At 70.9% G+C, this 23,397-nt stretch carries 25 protein-coding genes and 2 pseudogenes; 12 read left to right on the top strand and 15 right to left on the bottom strand.

All coding sequences use genetic code 11. The annotated features are described in order from the left end of the window. The coding region (locus BJF86_RS02375) for a transposase (protein ID WP_075816813.1) at positions 1 to 198 on the top strand (198 nt) is incomplete at its 5' end. Between the two features lie 60 nt (positions 199 to 258). Next, the gene (locus BJF86_RS19705; protein WP_075816812.1) at positions 259 to 759 is read left to right on the top strand and encodes a DUF7010 family protein; all 501 of its coding nucleotides are present in this window, start codon (positions 259 to 261) and stop codon (positions 757 to 759) included. A gap of 39 nt (positions 760 to 798) precedes the next feature. Here the strand turns inward: BJF86_RS19705 and BJF86_RS02365 are convergent, their stop codons facing one another. After that, positions 799 to 1,059: a hypothetical protein gene (locus BJF86_RS02365; RefSeq protein ID WP_202817304.1), complete on the bottom strand. Its 261-nt coding sequence runs from the start codon at positions 1,057 to 1,059 to the stop codon at positions 799 to 801. A gap of 190 nt (positions 1,060 to 1,249) precedes the next feature. After that, positions 1,250 to 2,152, bottom strand: a complete 903-nt coding sequence (locus BJF86_RS02360; protein WP_075816811.1) for an NAD-dependent epimerase/dehydratase family protein — start codon at positions 2,150 to 2,152, stop codon at positions 1,250 to 1,252. A gap of 116 nt (positions 2,153 to 2,268) precedes the next feature. Here BJF86_RS02360 and BJF86_RS18595 point away from each other — a divergent pair, with 116 nt between their 5' ends. Next, a complete protein-coding gene (locus tag BJF86_RS18595; RefSeq protein WP_237768049.1) occupies positions 2,269 to 2,652 on the top strand; it encodes a hypothetical protein in 384 nt (127 codons plus the stop codon). Between the two features lie 144 nt (positions 2,653 to 2,796). On the opposite strand, the pseudogene BJF86_RS19260 reads toward BJF86_RS18595, so the two are convergent. The 4 genes and pseudogenes from BJF86_RS19260 to BJF86_RS02340 form a co-directional block, all read right to left on the bottom strand. Further along, positions 2,797 to 2,919: pseudogene (locus BJF86_RS19260) on the bottom strand (type II toxin-antitoxin system Phd/YefM family antitoxin); the annotation flags it as partial. Between the two features lie 61 nt (positions 2,920 to 2,980). Then, a complete protein-coding gene (locus tag BJF86_RS18585; protein WP_269087245.1) occupies positions 2,981 to 3,106 on the bottom strand; it encodes a DUF4260 family protein in 126 nt (41 codons plus the stop codon). A 162-nt stretch (positions 3,107 to 3,268) separates the two neighbouring features. After that, positions 3,269 to 4,183 (bottom strand): cysteine synthase CysM, encoded by a 915-nt coding sequence (cysM, locus tag BJF86_RS02345; protein ID WP_075816809.1) that lies wholly within the window; start codon positions 4,181 to 4,183, stop codon positions 3,269 to 3,271. 64 nt (positions 4,184 to 4,247) lie between these two features. Next, positions 4,248 to 5,198 carry a class II glutamine amidotransferase gene (locus BJF86_RS02340; RefSeq protein WP_075816808.1) on the bottom strand — a complete coding sequence of 317 codons (951 nt, stop codon included), beginning with the start codon at positions 5,196 to 5,198 and terminating at the stop codon, positions 4,248 to 4,250. Positions 5,199 to 5,342: 144 nt separating this feature from the next. Between BJF86_RS02340 and BJF86_RS02335 the strand changes: the two genes are divergently transcribed. From BJF86_RS02335 to deoD, 6 genes are all read left to right on the top strand, one after another. Continuing rightward, complete coding sequence (locus tag BJF86_RS02335; protein WP_075816807.1) at positions 5,343 to 6,689, top strand: FAD-binding oxidoreductase; 1,347 nt, start codon at positions 5,343 to 5,345, stop codon at positions 6,687 to 6,689. A gap of 45 nt (positions 6,690 to 6,734) precedes the next feature. After that, positions 6,735 to 6,908, top strand: coding sequence for a hypothetical protein (locus BJF86_RS17805; RefSeq protein WP_158068352.1), 174 nt, complete (start codon positions 6,735 to 6,737; stop codon positions 6,906 to 6,908). A 244-nt stretch (positions 6,909 to 7,152) separates the two neighbouring features. Beyond that, a complete protein-coding gene (locus tag BJF86_RS02325) occupies positions 7,153 to 7,605 on the top strand; it encodes a hypothetical protein (protein ID WP_075816805.1) in 453 nt (150 codons plus the stop codon). Continuing rightward, positions 7,602 to 7,925 (top strand): hypothetical protein, encoded by a 324-nt coding sequence (locus BJF86_RS02320; RefSeq protein ID WP_075816804.1) that lies wholly within the window; start codon positions 7,602 to 7,604, stop codon positions 7,923 to 7,925. The genes BJF86_RS02325 and BJF86_RS02320 overlap by 4 nt, the downstream gene beginning before the upstream one ends. Before the next feature lie 75 nt (positions 7,926 to 8,000). Further along, positions 8,001 to 9,254, top strand: a complete 1,254-nt coding sequence (locus tag BJF86_RS19465; protein WP_075816803.1) for a glycosyltransferase — start codon at positions 8,001 to 8,003, stop codon at positions 9,252 to 9,254. A 1,575-nt stretch (positions 9,255 to 10,829) separates the two neighbouring features. After that, positions 10,830 to 11,555, top strand: coding sequence for a purine-nucleoside phosphorylase (deoD, locus tag BJF86_RS02310; protein ID WP_075816802.1), 726 nt, complete (start codon positions 10,830 to 10,832; stop codon positions 11,553 to 11,555). 30 nt (positions 11,556 to 11,585) lie between these two features. On the opposite strand, the gene BJF86_RS02305 is transcribed toward deoD, so the two are convergent. The 9 genes from BJF86_RS02305 to BJF86_RS02270 form a co-directional block, all read right to left on the bottom strand. Continuing rightward, on the bottom strand, positions 11,586 to 12,608 hold the full coding sequence (locus BJF86_RS02305) for an alpha/beta fold hydrolase (RefSeq protein WP_075816801.1): 1,023 nt from the start codon (positions 12,606 to 12,608) through the stop codon (positions 11,586 to 11,588). A 19-nt stretch (positions 12,609 to 12,627) separates the two neighbouring features. Then, positions 12,628 to 13,494 (bottom strand): NUDIX hydrolase, encoded by an 867-nt coding sequence (locus tag BJF86_RS18575; protein ID WP_237768045.1) that lies wholly within the window; start codon positions 13,492 to 13,494, stop codon positions 12,628 to 12,630. 11 nt (positions 13,495 to 13,505) lie between these two features. Beyond that, a complete protein-coding gene (gene paaN / locus BJF86_RS02295; protein WP_075816800.1) occupies positions 13,506 to 15,206 on the bottom strand; it encodes a phenylacetic acid degradation protein PaaN in 1,701 nt (566 codons plus the stop codon). 99 nt (positions 15,207 to 15,305) lie between these two features. Further along, positions 15,306 to 16,250: a hypothetical protein gene (locus tag BJF86_RS02290; RefSeq protein WP_075816799.1), complete on the bottom strand. Its 945-nt coding sequence runs from the start codon at positions 16,248 to 16,250 to the stop codon at positions 15,306 to 15,308. 161 nt (positions 16,251 to 16,411) lie between these two features. After that, positions 16,412 to 17,608 (bottom strand): epoxide hydrolase family protein, encoded by a 1,197-nt coding sequence (locus BJF86_RS02285; protein WP_075816798.1) that lies wholly within the window; start codon positions 17,606 to 17,608, stop codon positions 16,412 to 16,414. Positions 17,609 to 17,657: 49 nt separating this feature from the next. Further along, positions 17,658 to 18,110: a helix-turn-helix domain-containing protein gene (locus BJF86_RS16815; RefSeq protein ID WP_083652651.1), complete on the bottom strand. Its 453-nt coding sequence runs from the start codon at positions 18,108 to 18,110 to the stop codon at positions 17,658 to 17,660. Between the two features lie 51 nt (positions 18,111 to 18,161). Then, positions 18,162 to 18,386 carry a hypothetical protein gene (locus BJF86_RS16810; protein ID WP_083652650.1) on the bottom strand — a complete coding sequence of 75 codons (225 nt, stop codon included), beginning with the start codon at positions 18,384 to 18,386 and terminating at the stop codon, positions 18,162 to 18,164. Positions 18,387 to 18,512: 126 nt separating this feature from the next. Next, positions 18,513 to 19,310, bottom strand: coding sequence for a MerR family transcriptional regulator (locus BJF86_RS02275; protein ID WP_075816797.1), 798 nt, complete (start codon positions 19,308 to 19,310; stop codon positions 18,513 to 18,515). A 61-nt stretch (positions 19,311 to 19,371) separates the two neighbouring features. Beyond that, complete coding sequence (locus BJF86_RS02270) at positions 19,372 to 20,085, bottom strand: hypothetical protein (RefSeq protein ID WP_143553641.1); 714 nt, start codon at positions 20,083 to 20,085, stop codon at positions 19,372 to 19,374. 73 nt (positions 20,086 to 20,158) lie between these two features. Between BJF86_RS02270 and BJF86_RS02265 the strand changes: the two genes are divergently transcribed. The 3 genes and pseudogenes from BJF86_RS02265 to paaK all read left to right on the top strand — a co-directional run bounded on the left by BJF86_RS02265 (position 20,159) and on the right by paaK (position 23,359). Further along, positions 20,159 to 21,406, top strand: coding sequence for a 3-hydroxyacyl-CoA dehydrogenase NAD-binding domain-containing protein (locus BJF86_RS02265; protein ID WP_075816795.1), 1,248 nt, complete (start codon positions 20,159 to 20,161; stop codon positions 21,404 to 21,406). After that, complete coding sequence (gene paaI / locus BJF86_RS02260; RefSeq protein ID WP_202817303.1) at positions 21,403 to 21,852, top strand: hydroxyphenylacetyl-CoA thioesterase PaaI; 450 nt, start codon at positions 21,403 to 21,405, stop codon at positions 21,850 to 21,852. The genes BJF86_RS02265 and paaI overlap by 4 nt, the downstream gene beginning before the upstream one ends. 194 nt (positions 21,853 to 22,046) lie before the next feature. Then, positions 22,047 to 23,359 (top strand): annotated as a pseudogene (gene paaK / locus BJF86_RS02255) (phenylacetate--CoA ligase PaaK). Positions 23,360 to 23,397 lie beyond the last annotated feature (38 nt).

Raw genomic sequence — 23,397 nt, 5'->3', positions numbered from 1 at the left:
ATCTTCCCCAACCGCGAGTCCATCATCCGCCTCGTCGGCGCCGTCCTCGCCGAGCAGCACGACGCCTGGGCCGAGCAACGCCGCTACATCGGACTCGACATCCTCACCCGTTGCCGGACCGCGCTCACCCAGCCGGAAGAGCCAGCCGACCAGACCCAGGAGGTGACCACCACCCTCGTCCCCGCCCTGACCGCCTAACCCCCCGACGAGGGATCACACACTCGTACACCACTCCACCGGACTTGACCGGCGGTCTTCCTGCTCGCATACGGCACGACCTGGCTGGTCTGCGCCGTCATGTGGCGCGTCACCGAGCCCAAGTGGGCAGTGACGGCCACCTTGTTCCAAGGGATGGTCGCCCTACCCGTCGCACTAGGCATCTCGACGTGGCTAGGGATGCTCGAGGCAAGACCAGGTGGCGAGCTGATCACACAGCTAGGGGTCCTGATCTCCGTGTCTCAGCTCCTCGTGCTGCCGCTGCTGATCGTGCTGACGGTGCGAGGTCGCTACACCCTGGTTCCGCTCTTCTTCTCCCTCGCCGGAGCAGTGCACTTCGTCCCGTACGCCTGGCTCTACCAGAGTCTTCTCTACATCCTGCTCCCGATCGTTCTCGCGCTCGGCCTCGCCACCATCTACGGCACCGACCGGGCCACAGCAGACGGAGACGACATGAGCACCACCGGCGCGGGCAGGGTATGCGCACTTACCGGGGTGGCCTTGCTCCTGACCGGAGGGTTCGCTATCGCGGCCCCGGTCTAACGATCATCAATGACGCAGGCCACTGCCGCTCAAGTGACGCTAGGGAGCGGCGACTGACCCGTCGTCGCCGACGACGTATACGTCGATCTGCAGTTCCTCAAGCACCCAGGCAGGGACGCGTCTGACTGCGCTCACAGCAGCTGTCGGCACCACGACCGCAAATCGCATCCCCTCGCTCCGCCCTGTCGACGGCATGCGTCGCAATAGCTGACCGAACATCGTGTCAACGTCCAAACCGATCGCAGCCGTGCGCCCCTTGGCCTCCGCCAGCACCTTCAGTCCATCCTTCTCAGCCACCACGTCGACATGGTCGACTCCCGCGAGACCGACCACCCCCGTGCACTCATGAAGTCACAGAAGGCCTGGATAATCCGCTGTTCGTCGCCCCGCATATGCGCATCGTAGATGCACCGGACGGCGGCCTCATCCCGCACCGAGCGAGTCGACGCCGGGCCCGGGGGGGCATACCGTCGCGGTCGGTGCGCCTGGGTCAGGCCTCTGGCTGAGGATCTGACAGGACGTCGCGCCACGAGTGCTGCGGCTCGTATCCAAGCAGCTCGCGGGCCCTGTCGATGGAGTAGAAGGTCTCGTCCGGGCCCATCTCACGCTTCAGTTCGACCCCGTCGTAGAAGCGCTCCCGGACCTCCTGGGTGGTCAGGGCGACGGACATGTCCGCGTTGGCGACGTTGAAGACCTCGTAGCCGAGCCCATCGACCTCCAGACACCGCTGCACCATCTGGCCGAGGTCGCGGGTGTCGATGTAGGCGAAGATGTTGCGCCGCCTCAGCGACGGGTCGTCGAGGAAGTCGGGGAACATCTCGGCGTACTCGTGCGGCTCGATGACGTTGTTGATGCGCAGGCCGTACACGTCGGCACCGCTGCGGGCCTGGAAGGAGCGCGCCGTCACCTCGTTGGTCACCTTGGACATGGCGTAGGAGTCCTCCGGCACCGTCGGGTGGTCCTCGTCGACCGGTACGTACTGCGGTCGCCGCTCGCCCTGAGCGAAGCAGATCCCGTAGGTCGTCTCCGAGGAGGCGAACACGATCTTGCGGACACCCAGCCGTGTCGCGGCCTCCAGCACGTTGTATGTGCTCAGCACGTTCGTCGCGTAGGTGCGGGCATCGGAGGCGATCAGGATCGCGGGCAACGCCGCGAAGTGCACCACGGCGTCGTAGGCAGGCTTCTCCGCGACATTCAGCTCCTCCATCCTTGCCAGCCCGGCCAACGCCGAGTAGGTCTCGCCGGCGTCGGTGAGGTCGACCCTCAGGTCTGCCACGTCCGGATGCTCCAGGGGGACGAGGTCGGCGTTGGTGACCTGATGACCCTGCTTGGCCAGGTAGGTCGCGACGTGCTTGCCGGCCTTGCCGCTGCCCCCGGTGAAGAAGATGCGCATGACGTGATTACACCACCCCCGGTTCTCCCAACTGGACAGATCGCTACTGCCACTTGGCCGGGTGTAGGGCTGCTCCGCGACGGGCAGCCGTGCCGCTACCTGCACACTCTTGTACGTTGGATGAGGTGACGGAAGAGTTCGAGCCAGAGTGGTCACCGATCGTCTGCCATCGACTGGACAGGCTCTTCACCTCGACCAATGCTGGGTTCTCCCGCTCCTCTCCCACGCAGCCGGTGGTCGGAGTCGTCGGCGACATGCTCTGGGAGGCCGACCCCATCCAGTTCGCGGAGCGCTACCCGGACAGTGGGATCGTCGAGTCGTACGGTGACCAGTGGCCCGCACCGTGCATCGACTACTGGGTGTACATCGACGTCGAAGCCCGCTTGGCCACACTCTCCACTGAGGGGTGGAGTCACTCCAACCAGGAGATCGCGCTCACGGGGAAGGGGTCCGAGGACGCCGACCGACTGCACGAGCATCTGGCACGCATTCTTCAGTAGGACGACTGATCGATCGGACCGCTGTCGATGAGCCTGTTTGCCACTGATCTTGGGGCGCCACTCCCGGTCAGCCGCCCATTGAGCATCAGGGGCGCCGGCGAACAAGTCAACGACGTCTTCCCAGAGGCGCCACCGACTCTGTCGGGCCGGCACGAGTCTGGCACTGGGTCGACCGGAGACGGTGACCACGATCTCCTCCCCTCGTTCCACACGTCGCAAGAGACCAAGAGCGTCCTGCTTCAATTCACGAAGTCCTACCGTCTCCATGAGCCGACGGTAGCGCTCATCCAACTGCTGCGCCCGTGCCGCAGCACGCCCCGCCGCGAGCTCAGGGCTTCTTCCCGATCTCGCCGAGATGGGGGTGGGTGAAGCTGTCGGTGAACTTGAGTCCGTACCCCGGCAGGCGGTCGACGGCGCTGTGGAAGGCCCACGTCACGGCGACGAGGGCGGCCACCGGACGTCGCCGGGCACCAGCCAGGCGAGGACGAGCGAGACGACCGACCCCACGTAACTGTGACCGGAAGGGTCGCGCTGTCAGTATCCCCGGTCCAACCCCTCGGGACCACCCTCCTCTTGCCGCCGTGGCAACCTCACGGCTGGAGACTCGGCCCACATCTCAGGCGGGGAAGACCCCGCTGGAGAGGTAGCGATCGCCGCGGTCGCAGACCACGAAGACGATCGTCGCCCCCTGCACCTCCTCGGCCACCTGCAGGGCGGCCCAGCACGCGCCACCTGCGGAGATGCCGCCGAAGATGCCCTCCTCGCGGGCCATCCGGCGGGCCGTCTCCTCGGCGTCGGGCTGGGCGACCTCCACGGTCCGGTCCACCGCCGAGGGGTCGAAGATCCTCGGCACGTACTCCGGCGGCCAGGCGCGGATCCCGGGGATCCGGGAGCCCTCCGCCGGCTGGGCCCCGACGATCTGGACGCCGGGGTCGCGCGACTTCAGGAAGCGCGAGACCCCGGTGATGGTGCCGGTGGTGCCCATCGCGGACACGAAGTGCGTGATCCGCCCGTCGGTCTGCCGCCACAGCTCCGGGCCGGTGCCGTCCTCGTGGGCGCGAGGGTTGTCCGGGTTGCCGAACTGGTCCAGGACCCGGCCCCTCGCCTCCTGCTCCATCCGCGTCACGACGTCGCGGGCCTCTTCCATGCCGCCGTCCGCCGGGGTGAGCACGAGCTCGGCCCCGTATGCCTTCATCGTCTGTATCCGCTCGATCGAGGCGTCCTCGGGCATGACGATGACCAACGGGTACCCGCTGATCGCGGCCGCCATCGCCAGGCCGATCCCGGTGTTGCCGGACGTCGCCTCCAGCAGGGTGTCGCCGGGCGAGATCTCCCCCCGCGCCTCGGCGCCCCGGATCATGCTGATCGCCGGCCGGTCCTTCACCGAGCCGGCGGGGTTGTTGCCCTCGAGCTTGGCGAGCAGCACGTTGCCGCGGCGTTCGTTGTCCGGCCCCGGGAGGCGCTGCAGCCGCACCAGCGGGGTGCCGCCGATGGTGTCCTCCATCGTGGGGTAGGGCGCGGGATCGCTCATCCGCCGGAGTCTACGGCGGCGGTCACCGAGGGCTGGCCGCCTGTCGGCTGCGGGCCGGACCCCGCTATACCGAGAGCGCCTCGACCTTTTTGGTCACCCGCCCGCCCTCGTTGCGCAGGAAGACGATGTGGCCGAAGTCGAGCTGCGACCAGCCGTCGGTGTCCTCGGTGAGCGCCTCGGAGGCGAAGATCACACCGGTCGCCTCGTCCTCGGCGCACTGCTCGAAGGCATACGTGCTCGTGTCCTCCTCGAACTTGCGCCCCATGAGGAAGTAGAGCGGCTCCAGCAGCATCGAGAGGCTGAAGTCGTCGGTGCCCGGCTCCGCCTTGCGCAGCTCCCGCCAGTCGCCGGTCGGGTCGGTCTCCCCCTGCAGCCCGAGGCCGGCGTTGACGCCGATGATGCGGTCTTGGGACACCAACGCCAGCTTGAGCTTGGTCAGGCCCGGCAGGTCGAGCTTGTCCATCGCACCGGCGACCAGACGGATCAGCTCCTCGACCGCACGCTGCACGTCCTCGTCACTGTCGCCCTCGAGCAGCGAGAGCAGCAGCACATAGATGAACTCGGTGTCCGTCGAGCCCGCCATCTGCTCGAGGTATTCGTCCTTGCAGTGCTGCAGCAGCTCACGCTGCAGGATCTGCCAGCCCGGCAGGTAGCCGTTCTGCGCGACGATCCAGCGTGTCCCCTCGAAGGAGAACGGGTGACAGTTCTCGTCGGCCAGCACGACCTTCGCGTCGTAGGCGGCGGCGCGCACGTGGGCCAGCATCGTGCTGGCGCGCAGGCTCGGGACGATGCGCTCCAGGTTGTCGTCGTAGAAGGCCGCCATCGGCCGGCGGTAGATGAAGGGCTTCTCCGGGTGTGCCAGGTGCTCGCCCCAGGCGCCGAACCCCCAGCCGGCCAGCTGCAGCTCCGGGTGGCTCTCCGGGTCGAGGGCCTGGTTGACCAGGCTGTTCTCCGGCGTGAGAAGCAGGTTCTCCAGCGGGGTCTCCGGCCCGATGAACGCGAGCACTCGGCACATACGCTTCCTCCACAGATGACCTGGACGTCGGTGATCGGTCGTCAGCCTAGGCGGACGACCGCGTCGGCGGACCCTCGGTCCGCCTCCCGCGTGGCGGATCGGCGATGATCGGAGGGACAACGACCGTCGACGAGGAGAACACCGATGACCGTCGCCTCCGACCTGGCCGAGGTGCTCGGTGACCGGCTCACCCGCGACCCGGAGGAGCTGGAGCGCTACGCCGGCGACAGCTCGCGGGCGCAGCCCGAGGGTATGCCCGTGGCCGTCGTCCACGCCGAGAGCACCGCGGACGTCTCGGCGACCCTGGCCTGGGCATACGCGAACGGGGTCCGGGTGTCGGTGCGCGGCGCCGGCACGGGCCTGTCCGGTGGTGCCGTCGCCTATGCCGGCGGGCTGGTCCTGTCGCTGGCGCGGATGAACCGGATCCGCCGCATCGACGAGGTCAACCGGCTCGCCGACGTCGAGGCGGGCGTGGTCACCTCCGACCTGGACACCGCCGCGCAGGAGCACGGGCTGTTCTTCCCGCCCGACCCCGCCAGCGCCCGCACCAGCACGATCGGCGGCAACATCGCCACCAACGCCGGAGGACTGCGGTGCGTCGCGCACGGGGTGACCGCCGACTCGGTCGCCGCGCTGGAGGTGGTGCTCGCCGACGGGCGCGTGCTGCAGACCGGCGCGCGCACCCGCAAGAACGTCGCCGGGCTCGACCTGACCAGCCTGTTTACCGGCTCCGAGGGCACCCTCGGGGTCATCACCGCCGCCACCGTGCGGCTCAAGCCGGTGCCCGCGGGCGAGCCGCGCACCTTCCGGGTCGGCTTCGACCGGATGACCGACGCGGGCCGCGCCGTCACCGCGATCGCCGCGCTGGCGACCCCGCCCGAGGTGCTCGAGCTGATCGACGCCCCCAGCGTGGAGATCATCGAGTCCTACCAGCCCAGCGGGCTCACCGTGCCCGGCGCCGCGATCCTCGTCGGGCAGACCGTGGGTCCGGGGGCTCAGGCGCAGGCCGAGGACATCGTCGAGGTATGCCGCCGGCACGGCGCGACCGACAGCGAGATCGCCGAGTCCGAGGAGCTGATCGAGGCCCGGCGGCTGTCCAACCCGGCGCTGACCGCGCGCGGGCTCCGGGTCTCCTGCGACGTCGGCGTCCCGCTGAGCGAGCTGGCCGCGGTCTTCAAGGGCATCGAGGAGATCGCCCGCGACCACGGGCGCGTGGTGTCGACGGTCGCACACGCCGGCGACGGCAACCTCCACCCCAGCGTGCAGGCGGGCGACACCCCCGAGGACCACGCGGCCGCCGAGGCCGTCATCCATGACATCACCCGGCTCGCGCTGTCGCTCGGCGGGACCGTCACGGGCGAGCACGGGATCGGCTCGCTCAAGCTGCACGAGCTGTCGTGGCAGCTCGACGACACCGCCCGGCAGGTGCAGGCCGCGATCAAGGACGCCCTGGACCCGCAGGGCATCCTCACACCGGGTCGGGGCATCTGAGGCTGATCAGCCCGCCGGACAGCTCGCCAGGATGGGATGGCGGGCATGAACCCGGCCACGAACGCAGCGCTGTCCGTCGTTCTCCTGGCGGTCTTCATCTATCTCATCTATTTTGCGGTGCGCACGGCAGTCCTCAGCGCCCTGCGAGAGTTCTACGGGACACGCAGCGCCGCAGACCAGGATCCAGAAGCGCGACAGGCGGACCAGCGTCCGGAATGAGCGGCGGCCCGATCGCAGGAGAGCTTTGGCAGCCGCGACCGTAGGGTGGGCCGATGGGACTTCGGGAATTCTTCGGCATGACGCGAGCTGAGATGCAGAGCGGCTATGTGCGCAACGAGAGGGGCTCGATGCCCGTCTGTCAGGAGTGCGGGGCTGTGGTGGCCTACGAGTCCCAGTCGCGACACACGGCGTGGCACGAGGACGCCACGCGCGCACGGCATACCGGTTGATCCGGGGAGAAACGGTGGGGACAGAGCAGGCTGCACGATGGAGCTGGCTGACGGGCGGCTGGGCCGGGTTCGTCCTCGCCCTGCTGGTCGGCGCCGCCACGTATGCGGTCTGGCTCGCGTGGGACAACGAGAACTACGACGACGCCGCCCTCGGCGCCTACCAAGGTCCCTACCGGCCTATGCAGGTCGTGGGCTGCGGGCTCACGTTCGTCGTCGTCACCGCCCTCCTCGCCCTGCGCTGGCCGCCCCTGGCCGTGGCAGCTGGGAGCGCCGTCGGCTTCTGGCTCTTCTGGACGATCCAGGCAGGCAGCAGCGACGAGACGGGGCTCTTCCTCGTCGGCTCGATCCTGCTGTTCCCGGTCCTGGCGGCGGGAAGCGGCCTCGCCAGCGGGATCGGCTTCGTGCTGCGCAGACGATGGAGACGAACGACGAGGTCGCGGCAGAGCGGTACCGGGGACCGGAGGTGAGACGGCCACCCTGGGCCATCGCACTAGCGACGGCGACGGCTCTTCTGGTCGGCTGCACCCCGGACGACGGCCACGACTTCGTGCTGATCACCCACTGCGGCATCGACGACCTTCAGCTCGAGGGACAGTGGTACGAGCGCGTCGGCGGCCTCCTCGACGACGGCTCGCGCAATCCGCCGGACGGCTGGGACAACCCGGAGCAGGAGGGCACCGTCACCCGCGTCGACGAGACGACCGTCGTCTTCACCGATGACGCCGGGCACAGTGAGGAGTTCGTCCTGCGCGAGGGCGCTACGGAGCCGAAGGACAGCTGCGACTGAGTGACCAGGACCCTTGGAAGGCCCTTCGCTGGAGCTTCTCGCGCCCGGTCCGCGCGGGAGGGCGATGATGGAGGTATGCGCATCGCGATCCTGGCCGGGGGCAGCCGGGGTGACTACCAACCGGTGACCGCGGTCGGGCAGGAGCTGCAGGCGCGCGGTCACGAGGTCGGCGTCACGGCCTCCAGCGACTTCGCCCCTACCCTCCGCGACGCCGGGCTGGGTGTCGAGGAGATCCGGGTCGACGCCATGCGGATCTACCGCGAGGGCACCGTCGCCGAGCGCATGGCCGGCGCGAGCATCGGCCGCCAGGTCGGTGCGCTGCGCCACCAGGCCGAGGCCATGGCGCCAGAGCTCGCTCGCGCCCTCGTCGACCTCTGGCCGCGCTACGACGCCGTCGTCTCCACCGCCCTGACGTTCCCCTGGGCCGGGCAGCTGGCCGCGCACGACCCGCGCCCGCAGGTCCTCATGCTCTTCGTCCCGGCGCTGCCGTCGGTCTGGGGCGACGCCAGCATGTTCGCCACCCGCCGCGGCCGCTCCCCGCGCAACCTCCTCGACGGCCTGCGCGGTCTCGGCCCAGGCATGGCGATGGGCTCCCCCGTCGCCGACGCCCTCGCCGGCCACGGCATCCCGCGCGGCTCGGGGGTGCGGGCGGCACGGCATACCCTCACCGTCCCCGCCTTCATCGCGCACTCACCGCAGCTCATCGCGCCGCGCCGGGTCAGCGGCCGCCGCATCGTGCTGACCGGCTACCCCTTCCGCGACTCGCCGTCCGGCACGACCCTCGACGCCGACCTCGAGCGCTTCCTCGACGCGGGGGCACCGCCGGTCTACGCCGGCTTCGGCAGCCAGAGCCTGCCCCAGACGCGCCAGGCGCTGCGGCACGCGATCGAGGGCGCGCTCGCCGCCGGGCACCGCGTCGTCGCCCTGCGCGGCACCGGGCTCGAGGAGAGGTATGACGAGCGCGTCACCTTCGTCGACGGCGCGCCGCACGACCTGCTCTTCCCCCGGATGTCCGCGATCGCGCACCACGGCGGGGCCGGCACGACAGCGGAGGCCACCCGCTCCGGTGTGCCGCAGGTCGTCGTGCCCTTCGCGCTGGACCAGCCGTTCTTCGCCCGGCGGGCGCACGAGATCGGCGTGGCCGCGCCTCCGGTGCCGGTGGGGCGCACCTCCGTCGACACCCTGCGCGGCGCCTTCCGTGCGGTCGGCGACAGCGGGACACGACGCCAGGCGGCGCTGATCGGGGCACGCGTCCGGGCCGAGCGCGGCCCGCAGGCGGCGGCCGACCGGATCGAGGCGACCCTGCTCAGGCCTCGCCGAGCACAGTGACGAGCCGGTCCACCATCCGCCGCGCCTGCTGCTCGTATCGCAGTCCTAGGTTCTAAGGGACAGTACGGCGAGCCGATGGCTCATGACACGAGCTAGTCCCAACTCATCTAAGCGGGCGAAGTCGACGCAAGCCAAGGCGTGATTGACACCGGGCGTGGTGAGCGCACTTTCAGGGGGTGTAACGCGAGCACTGGAGAGGTGCTCATGCTGATGTTAGCGTGACTTGCGTACGCTATTTACCGAAATGAAAGAGGATGCCATGAGCAGGCGATTGGGCGTTGTGATCGCGCTGCCGCTATTCGCAGTGTCAGGCCTCGCAGGGCCGGCGGTGTCGGCCGCGGAGGGCAATACTACGGAGAACATCGAAACGGTAATCTCGACCGAAAAAATGACCGAGAAGGTCTATCATGAAGACATCGGTAAGTATGTTACCCTTACCGGCACTGAGATTACTTCTCTGCTGACGGGGTCAGACGATGTCAGCACGACCACAGCGAACACTTCGTCTGGGTGTCGCGGTCACCGGATGGGCGGGGAATCCTCAAATGATGCGCGGTAGTTCCGCTCTTGACACAGAGTATGTTGCCGCTAGTGGTTACAAGACCTCATCTCCGGCGTGCAACCGTAATGACATTTCTATGTCTCTAAAGGAGTGTAGGTGGGTCGGTTTTTCCTACCACCCCACCAGAGATGACGACTCGGGTGACGTCTATCCCGGCGCAACGAAGTGGCTTGACGTCTCCTACACATGTGGGGATTCACGTGAATACTACGCGCTCAGCGGGCTGTACCAATATGGAAGTAGCGATCGAGTTAGGTTGTGCGGATGAGCGCCAACGTTAGATCTGACACGCAAGAGCAGATAACCGGTCGCGGCCTGGGTGCAGGAATGCAGGTCTTCCTTGGCCTAAGTGTCATCGTCGCCGTAGGGGCGGCTGAACACCTCTACAAATGGGCGAACGTGGATGGCCGCCCATCTTTGGTCGCTCTGGCTGGCGGTTTGTCTCTAAGTGCCTTGTTGTGCGGCATCGTCGGCATGTCAAGTACGCGGCTAGCGGGACCTTTCCTGTGGTCTTTAGTGGCTGGATTGGGTTTGGTCATCGTGTGGGGGGTGATAGCTACGCAAGGCAGCGTCATTCCCCCATCTGACATTCCAATGGGACCCATCTTCCCCGAACTAGTTATAGCCATGGCGTGGAATTTCGCCACCTGGTGTACCTTCGGCGCGGCTCTTGGTTCACTCATCAGGGTCCGAACCCTACGGCAACGGAAGGGAACCACAGGCTGATCTGGACTTTCGCCCACGTCGTGCGAGGACCAGTGCTCGCTGAGCGCGGCTAGCACCCGGCCGCCTGCCCCGCGGACTGGCGAACGCCGCCGATGCAGGTGGACGTCCAGCGGTGCCCGGTGAGCGACTCTGTGGGGCGGCGCGTTGTTGCCTCGGTCGTGGCCCGGACCGCGCTGCGGTTCGGGCTCGTTCTCGCCCGCGCAGCCCATCAGCCGCGCAGGAGAGCAGGGTGAGAGCCGGATGAGGGGACGGTGAGAGGGGCCCGCGCGAGCGCATACCCTGGCGGGGTGAGCACCCACATCGCCGCCGAGCCCGGCCAGATCGCCCCCCGTGTCCTCCTGCCCGGCGACCCGCTGCGGGCGCGCTGGATCGCCGAGAACTTCCTGGAGGACGCCGTCTGCTACACCGAGGTGCGCGGCATGCTCGGCTTCACCGGCACCTACCGCGGCGAGCAGGTCTCGGTGCAGGGCACCGGCATGGGGCAGCCGTCGGCCTCGATCTACGTCAACGAGCTGATCAGCGAGTATGCCGTGCAGCAGCTCGTCCGCGTCGGCTCCTGCGGGGCGCTCACCGAGCGGCTGAAGGTCCGCGACGTCGTGCTCGCGCAGGCCGCGGCGACCGACAGCTCGATGAACACGATCCGCTTCGGCGGCTACCACTACCCCGCGACGGCCGACTTCGCGCTGCTGCGGGCGGCCGTCGAGGCGGCGGAGGAGGCCGACGCGCCGCATCTGGTCGGGACGGTCTTCTCCTCGGACAGCTTCTATCACTCCCGTCCCGAGCTGACCCAGAAGGTCGTGGAGTACGGCGTCGTCGCGGTCGAGATGGAGGCCGCCGAGATCTACACCCTCGCCGCGCAGCACGGCCGGCAGGCGCTCGCGGTCTGCACCGTGTCCGACCACATCGTCACCGGTGAGGAGACGAGCGCCCAGGAGCGCGAGCAGACCTTCGGCGACATGATCACGATCGCCCTCGACGCCGCGCTGGCCACGCCGCTGCCGACCGCGTCCTGACCGGCCGCGCGGTGTGCGGCCGGTCAGCCCTCAGGCCTGGAGGAAGGCGCGGACCTCGTCGACGAAGCGCTCCGGCTGCTCCAGGTGCGGACTGTGGCCGCAGCCCTCGTAGACCACCTCGGTGAACTCGCCGGCCGCCTGCAGCACCGCCCGCATCTGGCTCACCATCGGCTGGGTCGGGCAGACCTCCTCGCCGGGGTAGCCCGGGACCGCGCCGAGCTTGCCGAGCTGGGCCAGGTCGAACATCGAGGTGTCGGACACGATCTGGTCGGCGTCGCCGCGGATCCACAGCACCGGCAGCGCCGGGTCGAGGTCGGCGAAGCCGGACTGGTCGAGGTACTTCGGCGACAACGCGTTGTTCATCCCCGTCGTCCCCGGCGCCACGCCCGGCCAGTTGTCGCTGGTCGCGGTGTCGCCCGGGTAGACGTCGTCGCCCACCGTCGTCTTCAGCATCGCGTCCAGGTATACCTCCTCCACCTCGGGCGCGAAGGTGAAGCCGGGCGCGACATAGAACGAACGCAGCGTCGTGCGCGGGCTCGTCGGCTCCTCGCCGCGGTCCCCCGCCGCGAGCGCCGCGCAGAACTGCGGGTTGGCGGTGCCGCCGCCGCTCCCGGCGAAGTCGTCGGCGACCGGGCGACCGTCCTCGCCGGTGCTGCCGCCGAAGCCGAACGGGCTGCCCGGAGCCTCCAGCACCAGCCGCCGCACCCGGCCCGGGTGGTCCATCGCCAGCTGGAGCGCGACGTTGCCGCCCGCCGACCAGCCGAGCACATCCACCGGTCCCTCCAGGCCCAGCGTGTCGAGGACCGCCGCGACGTCGTCGGACAGGTCCGCCATGCCCCGGGTGGCGTCGATCGTGGCCCGGGCGGAGTCGCCATACCCCCGGAAGTCGGGCGCGAGCACGTGGAAGTCGGCGGCGAGCTCCTCGATGAGCACGTCGAAGAAGGCCGACGACGACACGTTGCCGTGGATGAGCACGACGGTCGGCGAGCCGGGGTCGCCCGCCTCGCGGACGGCGGTGGTGGTGCGGGCGGTCTGGACGTCACGGAGTCTCATGACGGCATCCTGCCAGCCCTCACTCCTGCGTCGTTATGCCGTCCTCCAGCACCAGCCCGGCCGCCTCGCCGGACCCGATCGAGGCCAGGTGGCGGGCGACGTAGGGCGCGACGCGGCCCTCGAGGTGCCGCGGCTCGACCCAGTGCAGCCCTCGGAGCTCGGTGCGCTGCAGGACCGCCTCGTCGGTCACGCCGGGCCGGATGCCGAGGTCGAAGACGAGCAGCAGCGCGTCGGTCCACTGCTTGTAGCGCGGCAGCCAGTTGACCGCGAGCAGGTCGCCGACCGGCAGCTCCAGGCCGAGCTCCTCGCGGATCTCCCGGGCCAGGGTGGCGCGAGGCGACTCGTCGGGGTCGACCACGCCGCCGGGCAGGTCCCAGTCCTGCTTGTAGGTCAGCTCGCACAGCAGCACCCGCCCCGCGTCGTCGCGCAGCAGCCCCTGGGCGATGAGCCGCTTGCGCGGCAGGGTGGCGTCGAGCATCCCGAGGAAGGCGCCCGGCTCGCCGGGTGCGGGGTCGTCCGTGAGCCGCGCCAGCCGCAGCAGGTCGACGGGTATGCCCTCGGCCGTGCTCCCGCGCCCGCGGCTGACTCCCTCGGGCCGCAGCCCGGCCCGCTGCAGCACCCGCCGGGTGTCGGCGTCGTCGGTGCGCACCTCGGCCTCCACCCGTTGGCGCCCCGCGGCGAAGGCCTCCTCGACCAGCCGGCCCACCGCGGCCACCGCGGTCTCGGGGTCCCGCCCGCGCAGCGAGGACAGGCCCGCCAGCGCGACCACCCCGTCGGCCACGGCCCGCAGCCGGATCGCGGCGGGCTCGACCTCCTCCTCCGGGACGACCGGGGCCGCCGGTGCACCACCGTCAGGTGCGGCGGGCGGGTATTCGGGTGCGGGCATACCCTCGGGCCTCAGACGTGGCGCCGGCTGGTGATGACCCGGAACCGGTTGGCGACGAAGGCGGCATCCGCGTAGGCCGCGTTGGCCGCGGGGTTGGCGCCGGTGCCGTGGAAGTCGGAGAAGGCGGCCGTCTGGTTGACGAAGATCTGGCCGGTGAGGTTCTCCGACAGCGCCACCCCGGCGTCCGCGGCGGCCTCCCGCGCGTCGTCCAGGACCTCCTCGTCGGTGGCATACACCGCCGCGGTCATGCCGCCGTGCTCGGCGACGGTCCGCGAGAAGCGGCGCAGCGAGTCGGCGGTGTCCTCGGTGCGGACGACGAAGGCGACCGGGCCGAAGCACTCCTGCGTGTATGCCTCGTCGTTGGTCGCGTCGACACCCACCAGGGCCGGGGTGCGCACCACGGCGTCGGGGTAGGCGGGGTGGGCGACCGCGCGGCTGTCGAGGACGACGTCGCCGCCGAGGCGGTCGGCCAGGGCGCGGATGTCGCTCGCGCGGCCGCGGACGTCGTCGTTGACCGTGGCGCCGAGGATCTCGACCGCCTTGGCGTCGTCGGCGGTGAAGCGGCTGATGGCCTGGCCGAGCTTGTCGGCGAACTCCTCGGCGGACAGGTCGCCCTCGTCGGTGCGGACGGTCGGCGGGACGTAGACGTTCTGCGGGGCAGTGCACATCTGCCCGGAGTAGAGCGAGAAGGAGAAGGCGAGGTTGCCGAGCATGCCCTTGAGGTCGTCGGTGGAGTCGACGACGACGGTGTTGAGCCCGGCCTTCTCGGTGTAGACGAGCTTGCCCGCGCCCGCCGCCTCGGTCTCCAGCCAGTGGCCGAAGCCGGGGCCGCCGGTGTAGTCGATGATCTTGACCGCGTCGTGCAGGGCGAGGTCCTTGGCGAGCGTGCCGCCGTCGTCCTCGGCCGCGAGCTGCACCAGGGCCGGGTCGAAGCCGGCCTCGGCGAGCGTCTCGCGCGCGATCTGGGTGGTCAGCGCGAGCGGGAGGACGGCGCGCGGGTGCGGCTTGATGACGACCGGGTTGCCGGTGGCGAGGCTGGCGAAGATGCCGGGGTAGGCGTTCCACGTCGGGAAGGTGTTGCAGCCGATGACCAGCGCCACGCCGCGCGGCACCACGCGGTAGTCCTTCTGCATGCGGATCGGGTCGCCCTTGGCCGGCTTCTCCCAGGTCACCGAGCCGGGGACGCGCCGCTGCTCCTCGAGCGCGACGACGACCGCCTCGAGCGCGCGGTCCTGCGCGTGCGGGCCGCCGGCCTGGAAGGACATGACGAAGGGCTGCCCCGAGGTGTGCATGACCGCGTGCGCCATCTCGTGGCTGCGGGCGTTGATCCGCTCGATGGCCTCGGTGAGGACCGCGGCGCGGACCTCGGCGCCGGCGTCGCGCCAGGCGGGCATCGCCTCCTGGGCCGCGGTCATCGCGGCCTCGACGTCGAGCTCGGGGTAGCGCACCCCGAGGGTCGGGCCGTAGGGACTCTTCTCCGAGCCGACGCTGCGGCCGGTCGTGGGCTGCTCTGCGAGCCCGTCGAAGTCCTTGTTGAGCGTCTCCTGGTGGGCGAGCTGGCCGCGCTCGGAGGAGCCCTCGCCGTAGACGCGGGGGCTCGGCGACTCGGGGTAGCGGCTGTAGTAGCTGCGCTCCCGCAGCGCCTGCGTCGCCGCCTCCAGGGTCTCGCGGTGGGTGTCCAGCAGGGGGTGCGTCGTCGCGGTCGTGGCCATGAGCCTCAGGGTAACGACGCCCGCGCGGGCCTGCCCAGCGGCATACCTGGGCGGTTGCGTCCCGTGGAAGTCGCGAAGGGTGCCGACTCCCACGGGACGCTAACCGGCCCACCCGCCGCGTCGGAGCGCCGAGGCGATCTGGTCGAGGAAGACCGCGGGGTCCAGCCGCCAGCCGAGGACCGGGATCTGCAGCGAGACGAGGTCGCGCTGGTCGATGGCGAGGGCGTTGCCGCGCACGGCGTCGTCGACCCCGTGCAGACCCCACTGGTGATGGGCGCCCTGGATCTCGCCGTGCACGCCGTAGTCGTCCCAGAAGAGGTCGAGATAGACCCGCCCCGCGCCGACGGTCCGGGTGCTCTGCCGGCTCGGAGCAGGTATGCCGTGGGCCCGGCACGCCGCGACGACGTCCAGCTCGTTGATGGAGTGAGAGCCGTCGCAGACGTCGCGGATCACGGCACCGAGCAGCTGCCGTCGGGCGCAGCGTCGCGTCCCGCCCCAGCGGTCCATCAGCGCGCTGGTCGACACGAGGCGCTGCTGCACCGTCATCGCCACCAGCGTCGCGGCGGCCCGGTCCGTGCGCTCCCACTGCGCGGCGCGCAGGAGCGCCACGTCGGTCTTGGTCCGCCGCAGCCCGACGGGGATCGCCGGCCCGAGGTGACGCAGGACGTGGTGCCGGACGCCGGGCAACGAGCGGACGGTGGCGTTGCGCGGGACCGACACGTCGACGGGCAACGCCTCCCAGTGCTTCAGCCCGGAGACCACCAGGGAGGTCGCGCCGTCCAGCACCGCACGAGGGCCGGACTCCCACAACGCCCACCAGAAGAGCCCTTCGCCGCGCGGCTCGGTGCCCGCGATGCACAGGGTGTGGCAGCCGGCGCGGTGCCACACCCCGCGATCGACCTCGGCCCGGATGTCCTCGTCGGTCAGTCCCTCGGCGATCAGGTCCGCGCGTCGGGCGACGCCGGAGTGGCGGTCCGCCAGCAGGCGTGCGACCTCGTGGCGCCAGGCACGTCGGCGAGCCGCAGCGCTGGGCGCTCGTGCCATGCCTCCCCCTGCCCGCACCTGCCCCCCGGCTCGTGCGTCGGCCCCCAGCCTGACAGAGGTGGACCTCCCGTGGCCCCGGTCGTCCACAGCCCCACGACGGTCCCGTGGGAGTCGGGAAGGGTCCCGACTCCCACGGGACCGTCGTGACCCGGTGAGGGAGCTCAGCTCCTGCCGTCGGCGAAGGCCAGCACGTCGCGGACGACCTGCTCCGGCTCCTCGAGCGCAGGCCAGTGACCGCCCTCCGGGTAGAGGGTGAAGCGCTCCACGGCGAAGCATCGCTCACACAGCTCACGCGGCGGCATCATCAGGTCGCCGCCGAAGAGGGCGAAGGCGGTCGGCACCTCGACCTTGGCGGGTGTCCACGCCTCGCCACCGGCCGAGCCGCTCCAGGCGGACTGCTCCGCCGAGCCCGCGCCGTCACCGGCCGGCTCCTCCCAGGCGTCCGCATGCCAGTTCGCCTCGGTCTCGGAGTAGAGCCGGATCGAGGAGCGGAAGCTGCCGGTGAGCCACAGGATGGCCGTGGCGTCGATGATGTCCTCGTCCTGCATCCGTGATCCGCCCCACGCGTCGTACTTTTCCCCGATCCAGGCCAGGAGCCCGGCAGGAGAGTCCGCGAGCGCCGCGGCGAGGGTGTCGCCGTGCGCGCCGTGCATGCTGATGTAGGTGACATCCTCGCCCCACGCCTCCAGGTCGGCCAGGAAGGCCCGCTCGGCCTCGGTCGCCGTGTCGGGGTCCACCAGGAAGACCCGGTCGACCGGCGGCTGGAGCAGGTGCAGGCCGACCACTGCCTCGGGATGCGCCGCGGCCAGCGCTGCTCCGGAACTGCCACCCCAGTCGGTGCCGTGCACCAGGTATCGGTCGTAGCCCAGCGAGGTCATCAGCCCGTGCACGTCCTCGGCGACGAGATCGGCGCTGAGCTCCCCGGCGGGCTCCTCGCTCCAGCCGAAGCCGGTGGCCGAGGGGACGACCACCGGGTGCCCGGCCCCGACGAGCAGCGGAAGCATGCGGCGGTAGAGCAGCGGCGAGTCCGGCCAGCCGTGGAGGAGGGCGATCGGCAGGCCACCGGCGGCCCCGCCCGCGCCCGGCACGTGCAGGTAGTGCAGCGCCCGGCCGTCGGCGGTCGTGGTCAGGGCCGACCCGTGGTCGGCCAGCCACGCCTCGGTGCTGCGCCAGTCGGCTCCCTGCCAGCAGCGGACGAGCTCCTGGAGCCGTGCGGTCGACATGCCCCTGACCGGGGCGGGGCTCGTGCTCCAGCGGGTCCGGGCCAGCCGCTGGGCGAGGTCATCGAGGACCTCCTGGGTGATGGTCGGGGCCGCGCCCTCCGCGTCGCGCGGCGTGGTGTGGGTGGTGTCGGTCATCGCCCTGTCCTCTCCCTCGTTCATGCCTCCACCCTCCCGCCAGCAGGGGTTACGGCAATTGAACGATCCGGCCATCCTCACCCGGCCGGCTGCCGAAGGAGTCGAGGTCGGCGGCGAGGATCCTGGCCGGGCTCGTCCCGGCGACCGCGCGCACCCCCCGGGTCATGTGCGCCTGGTCGCTGTAGCCCGCCTCCACCGCGGCCTCAGCGAGGGTCCGACCTGCGTGCAGGAGCCGGTATGCAGCACGCGCCCGCGCCAGCTGCTGCAGCTGTTTCGGGCCCATCCCCGCCGCCGCGCTGGACCGGCGCCGCAGCTGCCGGTCGGAGTAGGCCGTGGCGTCCCCGGCGAGCGCAGCCGCGATGGCCTCGTCGGTCACGAGCACGCCCTGACGGTGCAGCAGGGTGACCAGCTCCTCCAGGGCGCGGGTGTCGGCATACCCCGGGACGGGCAGCCGGACCCCACCGATCTCGACGAACGCGCCGTCGCACGGCAGGTCGCGCATCTCGCCGAGCAGCGACAGCTTCGGGACGTGCCGGAGGAAGACGTGCGCGGGCTACTCGACGCCCCAGCCGCGCTCCCCTGCGCGCAGGTCGAGGGTCCGCGGCTGCGTGCTGGGCCCGATGAGCGTGGCGACGACGTCGGTATGCCCGTGGCGTCGGCTGAACGCGATGCCCCAGAACTCGTTCGCCGCGTCGGTGTAGGTCGCGTCCTCCTCCACCTCGACCCACCACAGGACGGAGACCAGCGGCGAGGCGGACTCGGTGAAGGTGTAGGCCACGGTGGTGACGCTAGCGCGCTGGGCCTGAGCCGAGGGGCGAGCGTCGTCCCTGTGGCTCCCCGCGCGAGCGTCCCGTGGAAGTCGGCAACGGTCACGACTTCCACGGGACGCTCTGGAGCGGGCCTCTCAGGCGACCGGCTGCTGCAGGTCCACCGACCAGCCGGCGCCGTCGCCGTCGAAGGGCGTGACGTCATACACCTCTCGGCAGGTGCCGTGCGGGGTGAGGCCGCGGGCCTCGACCTCGGCGACGAGCCCCTGCCAGGACTGCTGGATGCCGGACAGGTCGCCGCCGGTGTAGCGGACGGTGAGCGCCCGTGGCTGGGCCTCGACCGTGGCCCGCTCCAGGCCGTCGGGGACGGGCGCGTCGCCGATCTGCTCGGCGGCCGCCGCGATCATGCCCTCCCCCTGCGGGGTGTAGGTCGCGACGCCGGGGCCGGCTCGCGGGATGTCCCGCAGCAGGTCGTTGACCTGCTGGAACATCCCGCTCATGGCCTCCTCGACCTGCGAAATCTCCTTGATGCGGACCGACTGCTGCACCAGCATGAGCGCGGGCAGCGAGGTCTCGACGAACTCTGACATGGGATTCTCCTTCGCGATCGATCGGAGCCTCGCCTCGATGGACGCGAGCCGGTGCTCGTCCGTCGCGATCTGCGCGCGCAGCGCATCACGACGGGCCCGCATGAGGGCGACCACCTCGCCCTCGGCCAGCTCGCCGTCCAGCAGCACACCGACCTGCTCGAGCGTGAACCCGAGGTCTTTCAGGCCGATGAGCTGGTTGGCGCGGGCGAGCTGGGCGGCGGCGTAGGAGCGGTACCCGCTGCGGCTGTCCACCCGATCCGGCCGCAGCAGACCGAGCTGGTCGTAGTGGCGCAGCATGCGCACCGACACCCCGGCCAACCTGGCGAACTCTCCGATACTCAACATGGCGGTCCCACTCCAGATCCTGACACCGTGTGAGAGTCAAGACCCGGGCGCGAGCTCCCGCTCAGCGGCCGAACAGGCGGGCGAAGAACCCCTTGCGCGCAGCCTCGGAGGTGCGGTCGCCGGCGTCATGGGTCGGCTCGCCGGCGCTCGGGTATGCCTCCGCCTGCGCCTCCGTGGCGTGACCACCGGCCTCGTGGGTCGGCTCGCCGGCGCTCGGGTATGCCTCGTCTCCCGGCGCGGCGACGCCGGGCGTCACCTCTGGGCCCTCGTCGAACATCGTCTCGGTCCCGAAGACCCCTTCACCCTCGAGGACCTCCCAGTCCTCCTCCACGAAGGCGTCCCAGATCTCGACCCCGGTGACGTCACCCAGGAGCCCCAGCACCGAGTCCTCGGTGAGCAGCTCGACGCCGTCCTCCGCGGGCAGCGCCGGCCCCTCGTCGACCTCGCGTTGGCCCGCGGAGTCCACGACGTGCCGGCGCGCCCCGTCCGGCTCGCAGACGGCGAAGGAGTAGGTGTCGCTCGTGCTGCCGAGGAGCGCGGCCACGACCCGCCGGCCCAGCGTGCGCGCGAGCATCTCGTCCTCGGTGGCGAGCAGCATCATCCCGCCGACGAGGACGAGCCAGTCACCGACCCGGCGGGCGACCACCATCTCCGGGTCGGGCGAGATGCTCGCCTCGTCCCCGCTCGACCGGGCCCCGGTCGGCCGCAGCCCCACCGCCGCGAGGTCGTCGACCGCCGCGCTCTCGACATACACCAGCCCCATGTTCATTCCCATGACGCCAGTATGCCGACGCGGCGCCCCCGGGCGCCGTCGTCCACGGGCGGACCGCTCGTGCCATGGTGGACCCATGCCAGAGTCGCCGACGCCGCCGCACGCCCTGCTCAGCCCTCCGGACCAGGCCGCGGTCGCCGTCATCGGGGCCGGGGCGATGGGCGCCGGGATCGCGCAGGTCGCGGCGCAGGCCGGCCACCCCGTGATCCTCGTGGACGCGCAGCCGGAGGCGGCCGAGCGCGCGGTGGCCGGGCTGCGGGCGACTTTCGACAAGCTCGTCGCCAAGGGCAAGGTCACCCGGGAGGACGCGGACGCCACCCTGGGGCGGGTCACGCCGCACACCACCGCCGACATGATGACCATCCCGGCGGTGGCGCTCGTGATCGAGGCTGTGGTCGAGCACCTGGACGTCAAGCGGGCGATCTTCCGCCAGCTGGAGAGCGCGCAGCCGAGCACGACGGTCCTGGCGACCAACACCTCCTCGCTGTCGATCGACGACATCGTCGGGGAGGCCGGCTCCGGGCACGACGCGGCGCTGCACGGCGGCACCTCGCCTGCCATGGCCCACCCGGAGCGGGTCCTCGGCCTGCACTTCTTCAACCCGCCGCCACTGATGAGGCTCGTCGAGGTCATCACGGGCGCCGCCTCGGGGGCCGACGCCCTCGACGCGGCCTCGCAGCTGGTGCGCCGCTGGGGCAAGACGCCGGTGCGGTGCACCTCGACGCCGGGGTTCATCGTCAACCGCGTCGCCCGCCCGTTCTACGGCGAGGCTCAGCGCATGGTCGCCGAGGGGCTCGCGGACCCGGCGACGGTCGACCTCGCGCTGCGCGGCGCCGGCTTCCGGATGGGGCCGTTCGAGTTGACCGACCTCATCGGGCAGGACGTCAACCTCGCCGTCGGCGAGTCCGTGTGGCGGCAGACCGGCGAGGACCCGCGCTACGCTCCGACCGACTGGCAGCGCGAGCTCGTGCGCGAGGGCAGGCTCGGCCGCAAGACCGGGCGCGGCGTCTTCGAGTATGCCGACGGCCGGCCGGTCGACGCCGAGCCCGACGCGGCGCTCGCCGAGCAGCTGGTGGGCGGCCCGGTGCAGGCCGACCCGGTCGCGCGCACCCTCGCCATGCTCGTCAACGAGGGCGTCGACCTCGTCCATCGAGGCGAGGCGAGCGCCGAGGACGTCGACACCGCCATGACCCTCGGCACCAACTACCCCCACGGCCCGTTCGCCTGGCTGGAGCAGATCGGCGCCGACACCGTCCGCCGGCAGCTCGCTGAGCTCGACGAGCTCTATCCCGGCGGCCGCTACCGACCGAGCGAGGCACTGTGACCGACACCGATCTCAGCCACGTCCACCGCATGTGGGACCAAGACAAGGCCTCCGCCGCGCTCGGCATCGAGCTCGTCGACGTCGAGGTCGAGACCACCGAGGGAGGCCGTCGCCTGGGTCGGGCCCGCACCCGCATGCGGATCGTCGACACGATGGTCAACGGCCACGACATCGCCCACGGGGGCTACGTCTTCACCCTGGCCGACTCCACCTTCGCGCTCGCCTGCAACGCGACCGGCCGCACGACCGTCGCGGCCAGCTGCGACATCACCTATCTCCTCCCCTCCCGTCTCGACGACGTGCTGATCGCCACCGCCACCGAACGCGTCACCTACGGCCGCAGCGGGATCACGGACGTCACGGTATGCCGGGCCACCGACAATGCCGTCGTCGCCGAGTTCCGCGGCCACTCCAGGGCGGTGCGCCCGGCGTCGGGCGAGCGCTGAGGGCATCCCGGCGGACGGCATACCCCCACCAGGAGCGACGCCCGGTCGAGGTGAGGGCAACCACAGGCGACGCCCGGTGGGGTCAGGGGCAACCATTCGCGGCGCTCGGTGGAGAGACGGGGCGCGGACGGGGACGGAGGCCGGGGTCGAGGGCATACCCTGGCGGGCACCGGCGACGAAGGAGACGCGAGCGCATGACCCTGCCCGAGATCGGCGAGCGCCCCGACCTGCACGACGAGGCCGAGACCTGGTCGGTCGACGAGCTGCGCGCCACCCAGCTGGAGCGGCTGCAGGCCTGCGTGCGCCGCGCGTACGGCGGGGTGGAGCACTACCGCCGCCAGCTCGACGAGCGCGAGGTGCACCCCGACGACATCACGAGCCTCGACGACGTGCGGCGGCTGCCGTTCACGACCAAGGCCGACCTGCGCGACAACTACCCATTCGGCCTGCTCGCCGTCCCGCGCGAGCAGTGCGTCCGGGTCCACGCGAGCTCGGGGACGACCGGGCGACCGACCGTGGTGGGTTACACCCAGGGCGACGTCGACACCTGGGCCACCCTCGTCGCCCGCTCCCTGCGCGCCGCCGGCACCCGCCCGGGCGACATGGTGCACGTCGCCTACGGCTACGGCCTCTTCACCGGCGGGCTGGGCGCGCACTACGGCGCCGAACGGCTCGGCTGCACCGTCGTCCCGATGAGCGGTGGGCAGACGGACAAGCAGATCCAGCTCATCACCGACTTCGGGCCGCGCGTCATCATGGTGACGCCGTCCTACTTCCTCTCCCTCGTCGATGCGATGACCGAGCAGGGCATGACCCGGCCGAGACCTCGCTGCAGATCGGCGTCTTCGGGGCCGAGCCCTGGACCGAGGCGATGCGGGGCGAGATCGAGCAGCGCTGCCGGATGCACGCGACGGACATCTTCGGGCTGTCCGAGATGATGGGCCCGGGCGTGGCCCAGGAGTGCGTCGAGACCAAGGACGGCCTCACGCTGTGGGAGGACCACTTCTACCCCGAGATCATCGACCCGATCACCGAGGAGCCGCTGCCCGACGGCGAGGAGGGCGAGCTCGTGCTCACCGCCATGACGCGGGAGGCGATGCCGGTCCTGCGCTACCGCACGCGCGACCTCACCCGGTTGCTCCCCGGCACCGCCCGCCCCGGTATGCGCCGGCTCGCCAAGATCACCGGCCGCAGCGACGACCTCATGATCGTCCGCGGCGTCAACGTCTTCCCTACCCAGATCGAGGAGCTCGTGCTGGCGACCCCAGGGCTGACGCCGCACTTCCAGTGCGTGCTGACCAGGCCGGGACGGATGGACCAGCTGACGATCAACGTCGAGGGCGAGCCGGGGCTCGGCAGCGAGGACCGCGAGCGGCTGGCCGGTGAGCTGGGCAAGCAGGTCAAGGACCGGATCGGCACTAGCGCGCAGGTGGTGGTGCTGGCGGAGGGCGGTGTGGAGCGCTCGGTCGGCAAGGCGCGGCGGATCGTGGACCAGCGGGAGCGCTGAGCGCGCCCGGAGGTCAGGGACCGCATACCGTGCGGTCG

The sequence above is a fragment of the Serinicoccus sp. CNJ-927 genome (assembly GCF_001942435.1).
GTDB lineage: Bacteria > Actinomycetota > Actinomycetes > Actinomycetales > Dermatophilaceae > Ornithinicoccus > Ornithinicoccus marinus.
This window is presented reverse-complemented; position numbering and strand designations above follow the sequence as displayed.

Bases quoted from the DNA above. Each gene is read 5' to 3' on its own strand.
- BJF86_RS02360 (WP_075816811.1), bottom strand. From the start codon at position 2,152: ATGCGCATCTTCTTCACCGGGGGCAGCGGCAAGGCCGGCAAGCACGTC.
- cysM (WP_075816809.1), bottom strand. From the start codon at position 4,183: ATGAGCGATCCCGCGCCCTACCCCACGATGGAGGACACCATCGGCGGC.
- BJF86_RS02340 (WP_075816808.1), bottom strand. From the start codon at position 5,198: ATGTGCCGAGTGCTCGCGTTCATCGGGCCGGAGACCCCGCTGGAGAAC.
- BJF86_RS02335 (WP_075816807.1), top strand. From the start codon at position 5,343: ATGACCGTCGCCTCCGACCTGGCCGAGGTGCTCGGTGACCGGCTCACC.
- BJF86_RS17805 (WP_158068352.1), top strand. From the start codon at position 6,735: ATGAACCCGGCCACGAACGCAGCGCTGTCCGTCGTTCTCCTGGCGGTC.
- BJF86_RS19465 (WP_075816803.1), top strand. From the start codon at position 8,001: ATGCGCATCGCGATCCTGGCCGGGGGCAGCCGGGGTGACTACCAACCG.
- BJF86_RS02305 (WP_075816801.1), bottom strand. From the start codon at position 12,608: ATGAGACTCCGTGACGTCCAGACCGCCCGCACCACCACCGCCGTCCGC.
- BJF86_RS18575 (WP_237768045.1), bottom strand. From the start codon at position 13,494: ATGCCCGCACCCGAATACCCGCCCGCCGCACCTGACGGTGGTGCACCG.
- paaN (WP_075816800.1), bottom strand. From the start codon at position 15,206: ATGGCCACGACCGCGACGACGCACCCCCTGCTGGACACCCACCGCGAG.
- BJF86_RS02290 (WP_075816799.1), bottom strand. From the start codon at position 16,250: ATGGCACGAGCGCCCAGCGCTGCGGCTCGCCGACGTGCCTGGCGCCAC.
- BJF86_RS02285 (WP_075816798.1), bottom strand. From the start codon at position 17,608: ATGACCGACACCACCCACACCACGCCGCGCGACGCGGAGGGCGCGGCC.
- BJF86_RS16815 (WP_083652651.1), bottom strand. From the start codon at position 18,110: ATGCGCGACCTGCCGTGCGACGGCGCGTTCGTCGAGATCGGTGGGGTC.
- BJF86_RS02275 (WP_075816797.1), bottom strand. From the start codon at position 19,310: ATGTTGAGTATCGGAGAGTTCGCCAGGTTGGCCGGGGTGTCGGTGCGC.
- BJF86_RS02270 (WP_143553641.1), bottom strand. From the start codon at position 20,085: ATGGGAATGAACATGGGGCTGGTGTATGTCGAGAGCGCGGCGGTCGAC.
- BJF86_RS02265 (WP_075816795.1), top strand. From the start codon at position 20,159: ATGCCAGAGTCGCCGACGCCGCCGCACGCCCTGCTCAGCCCTCCGGAC.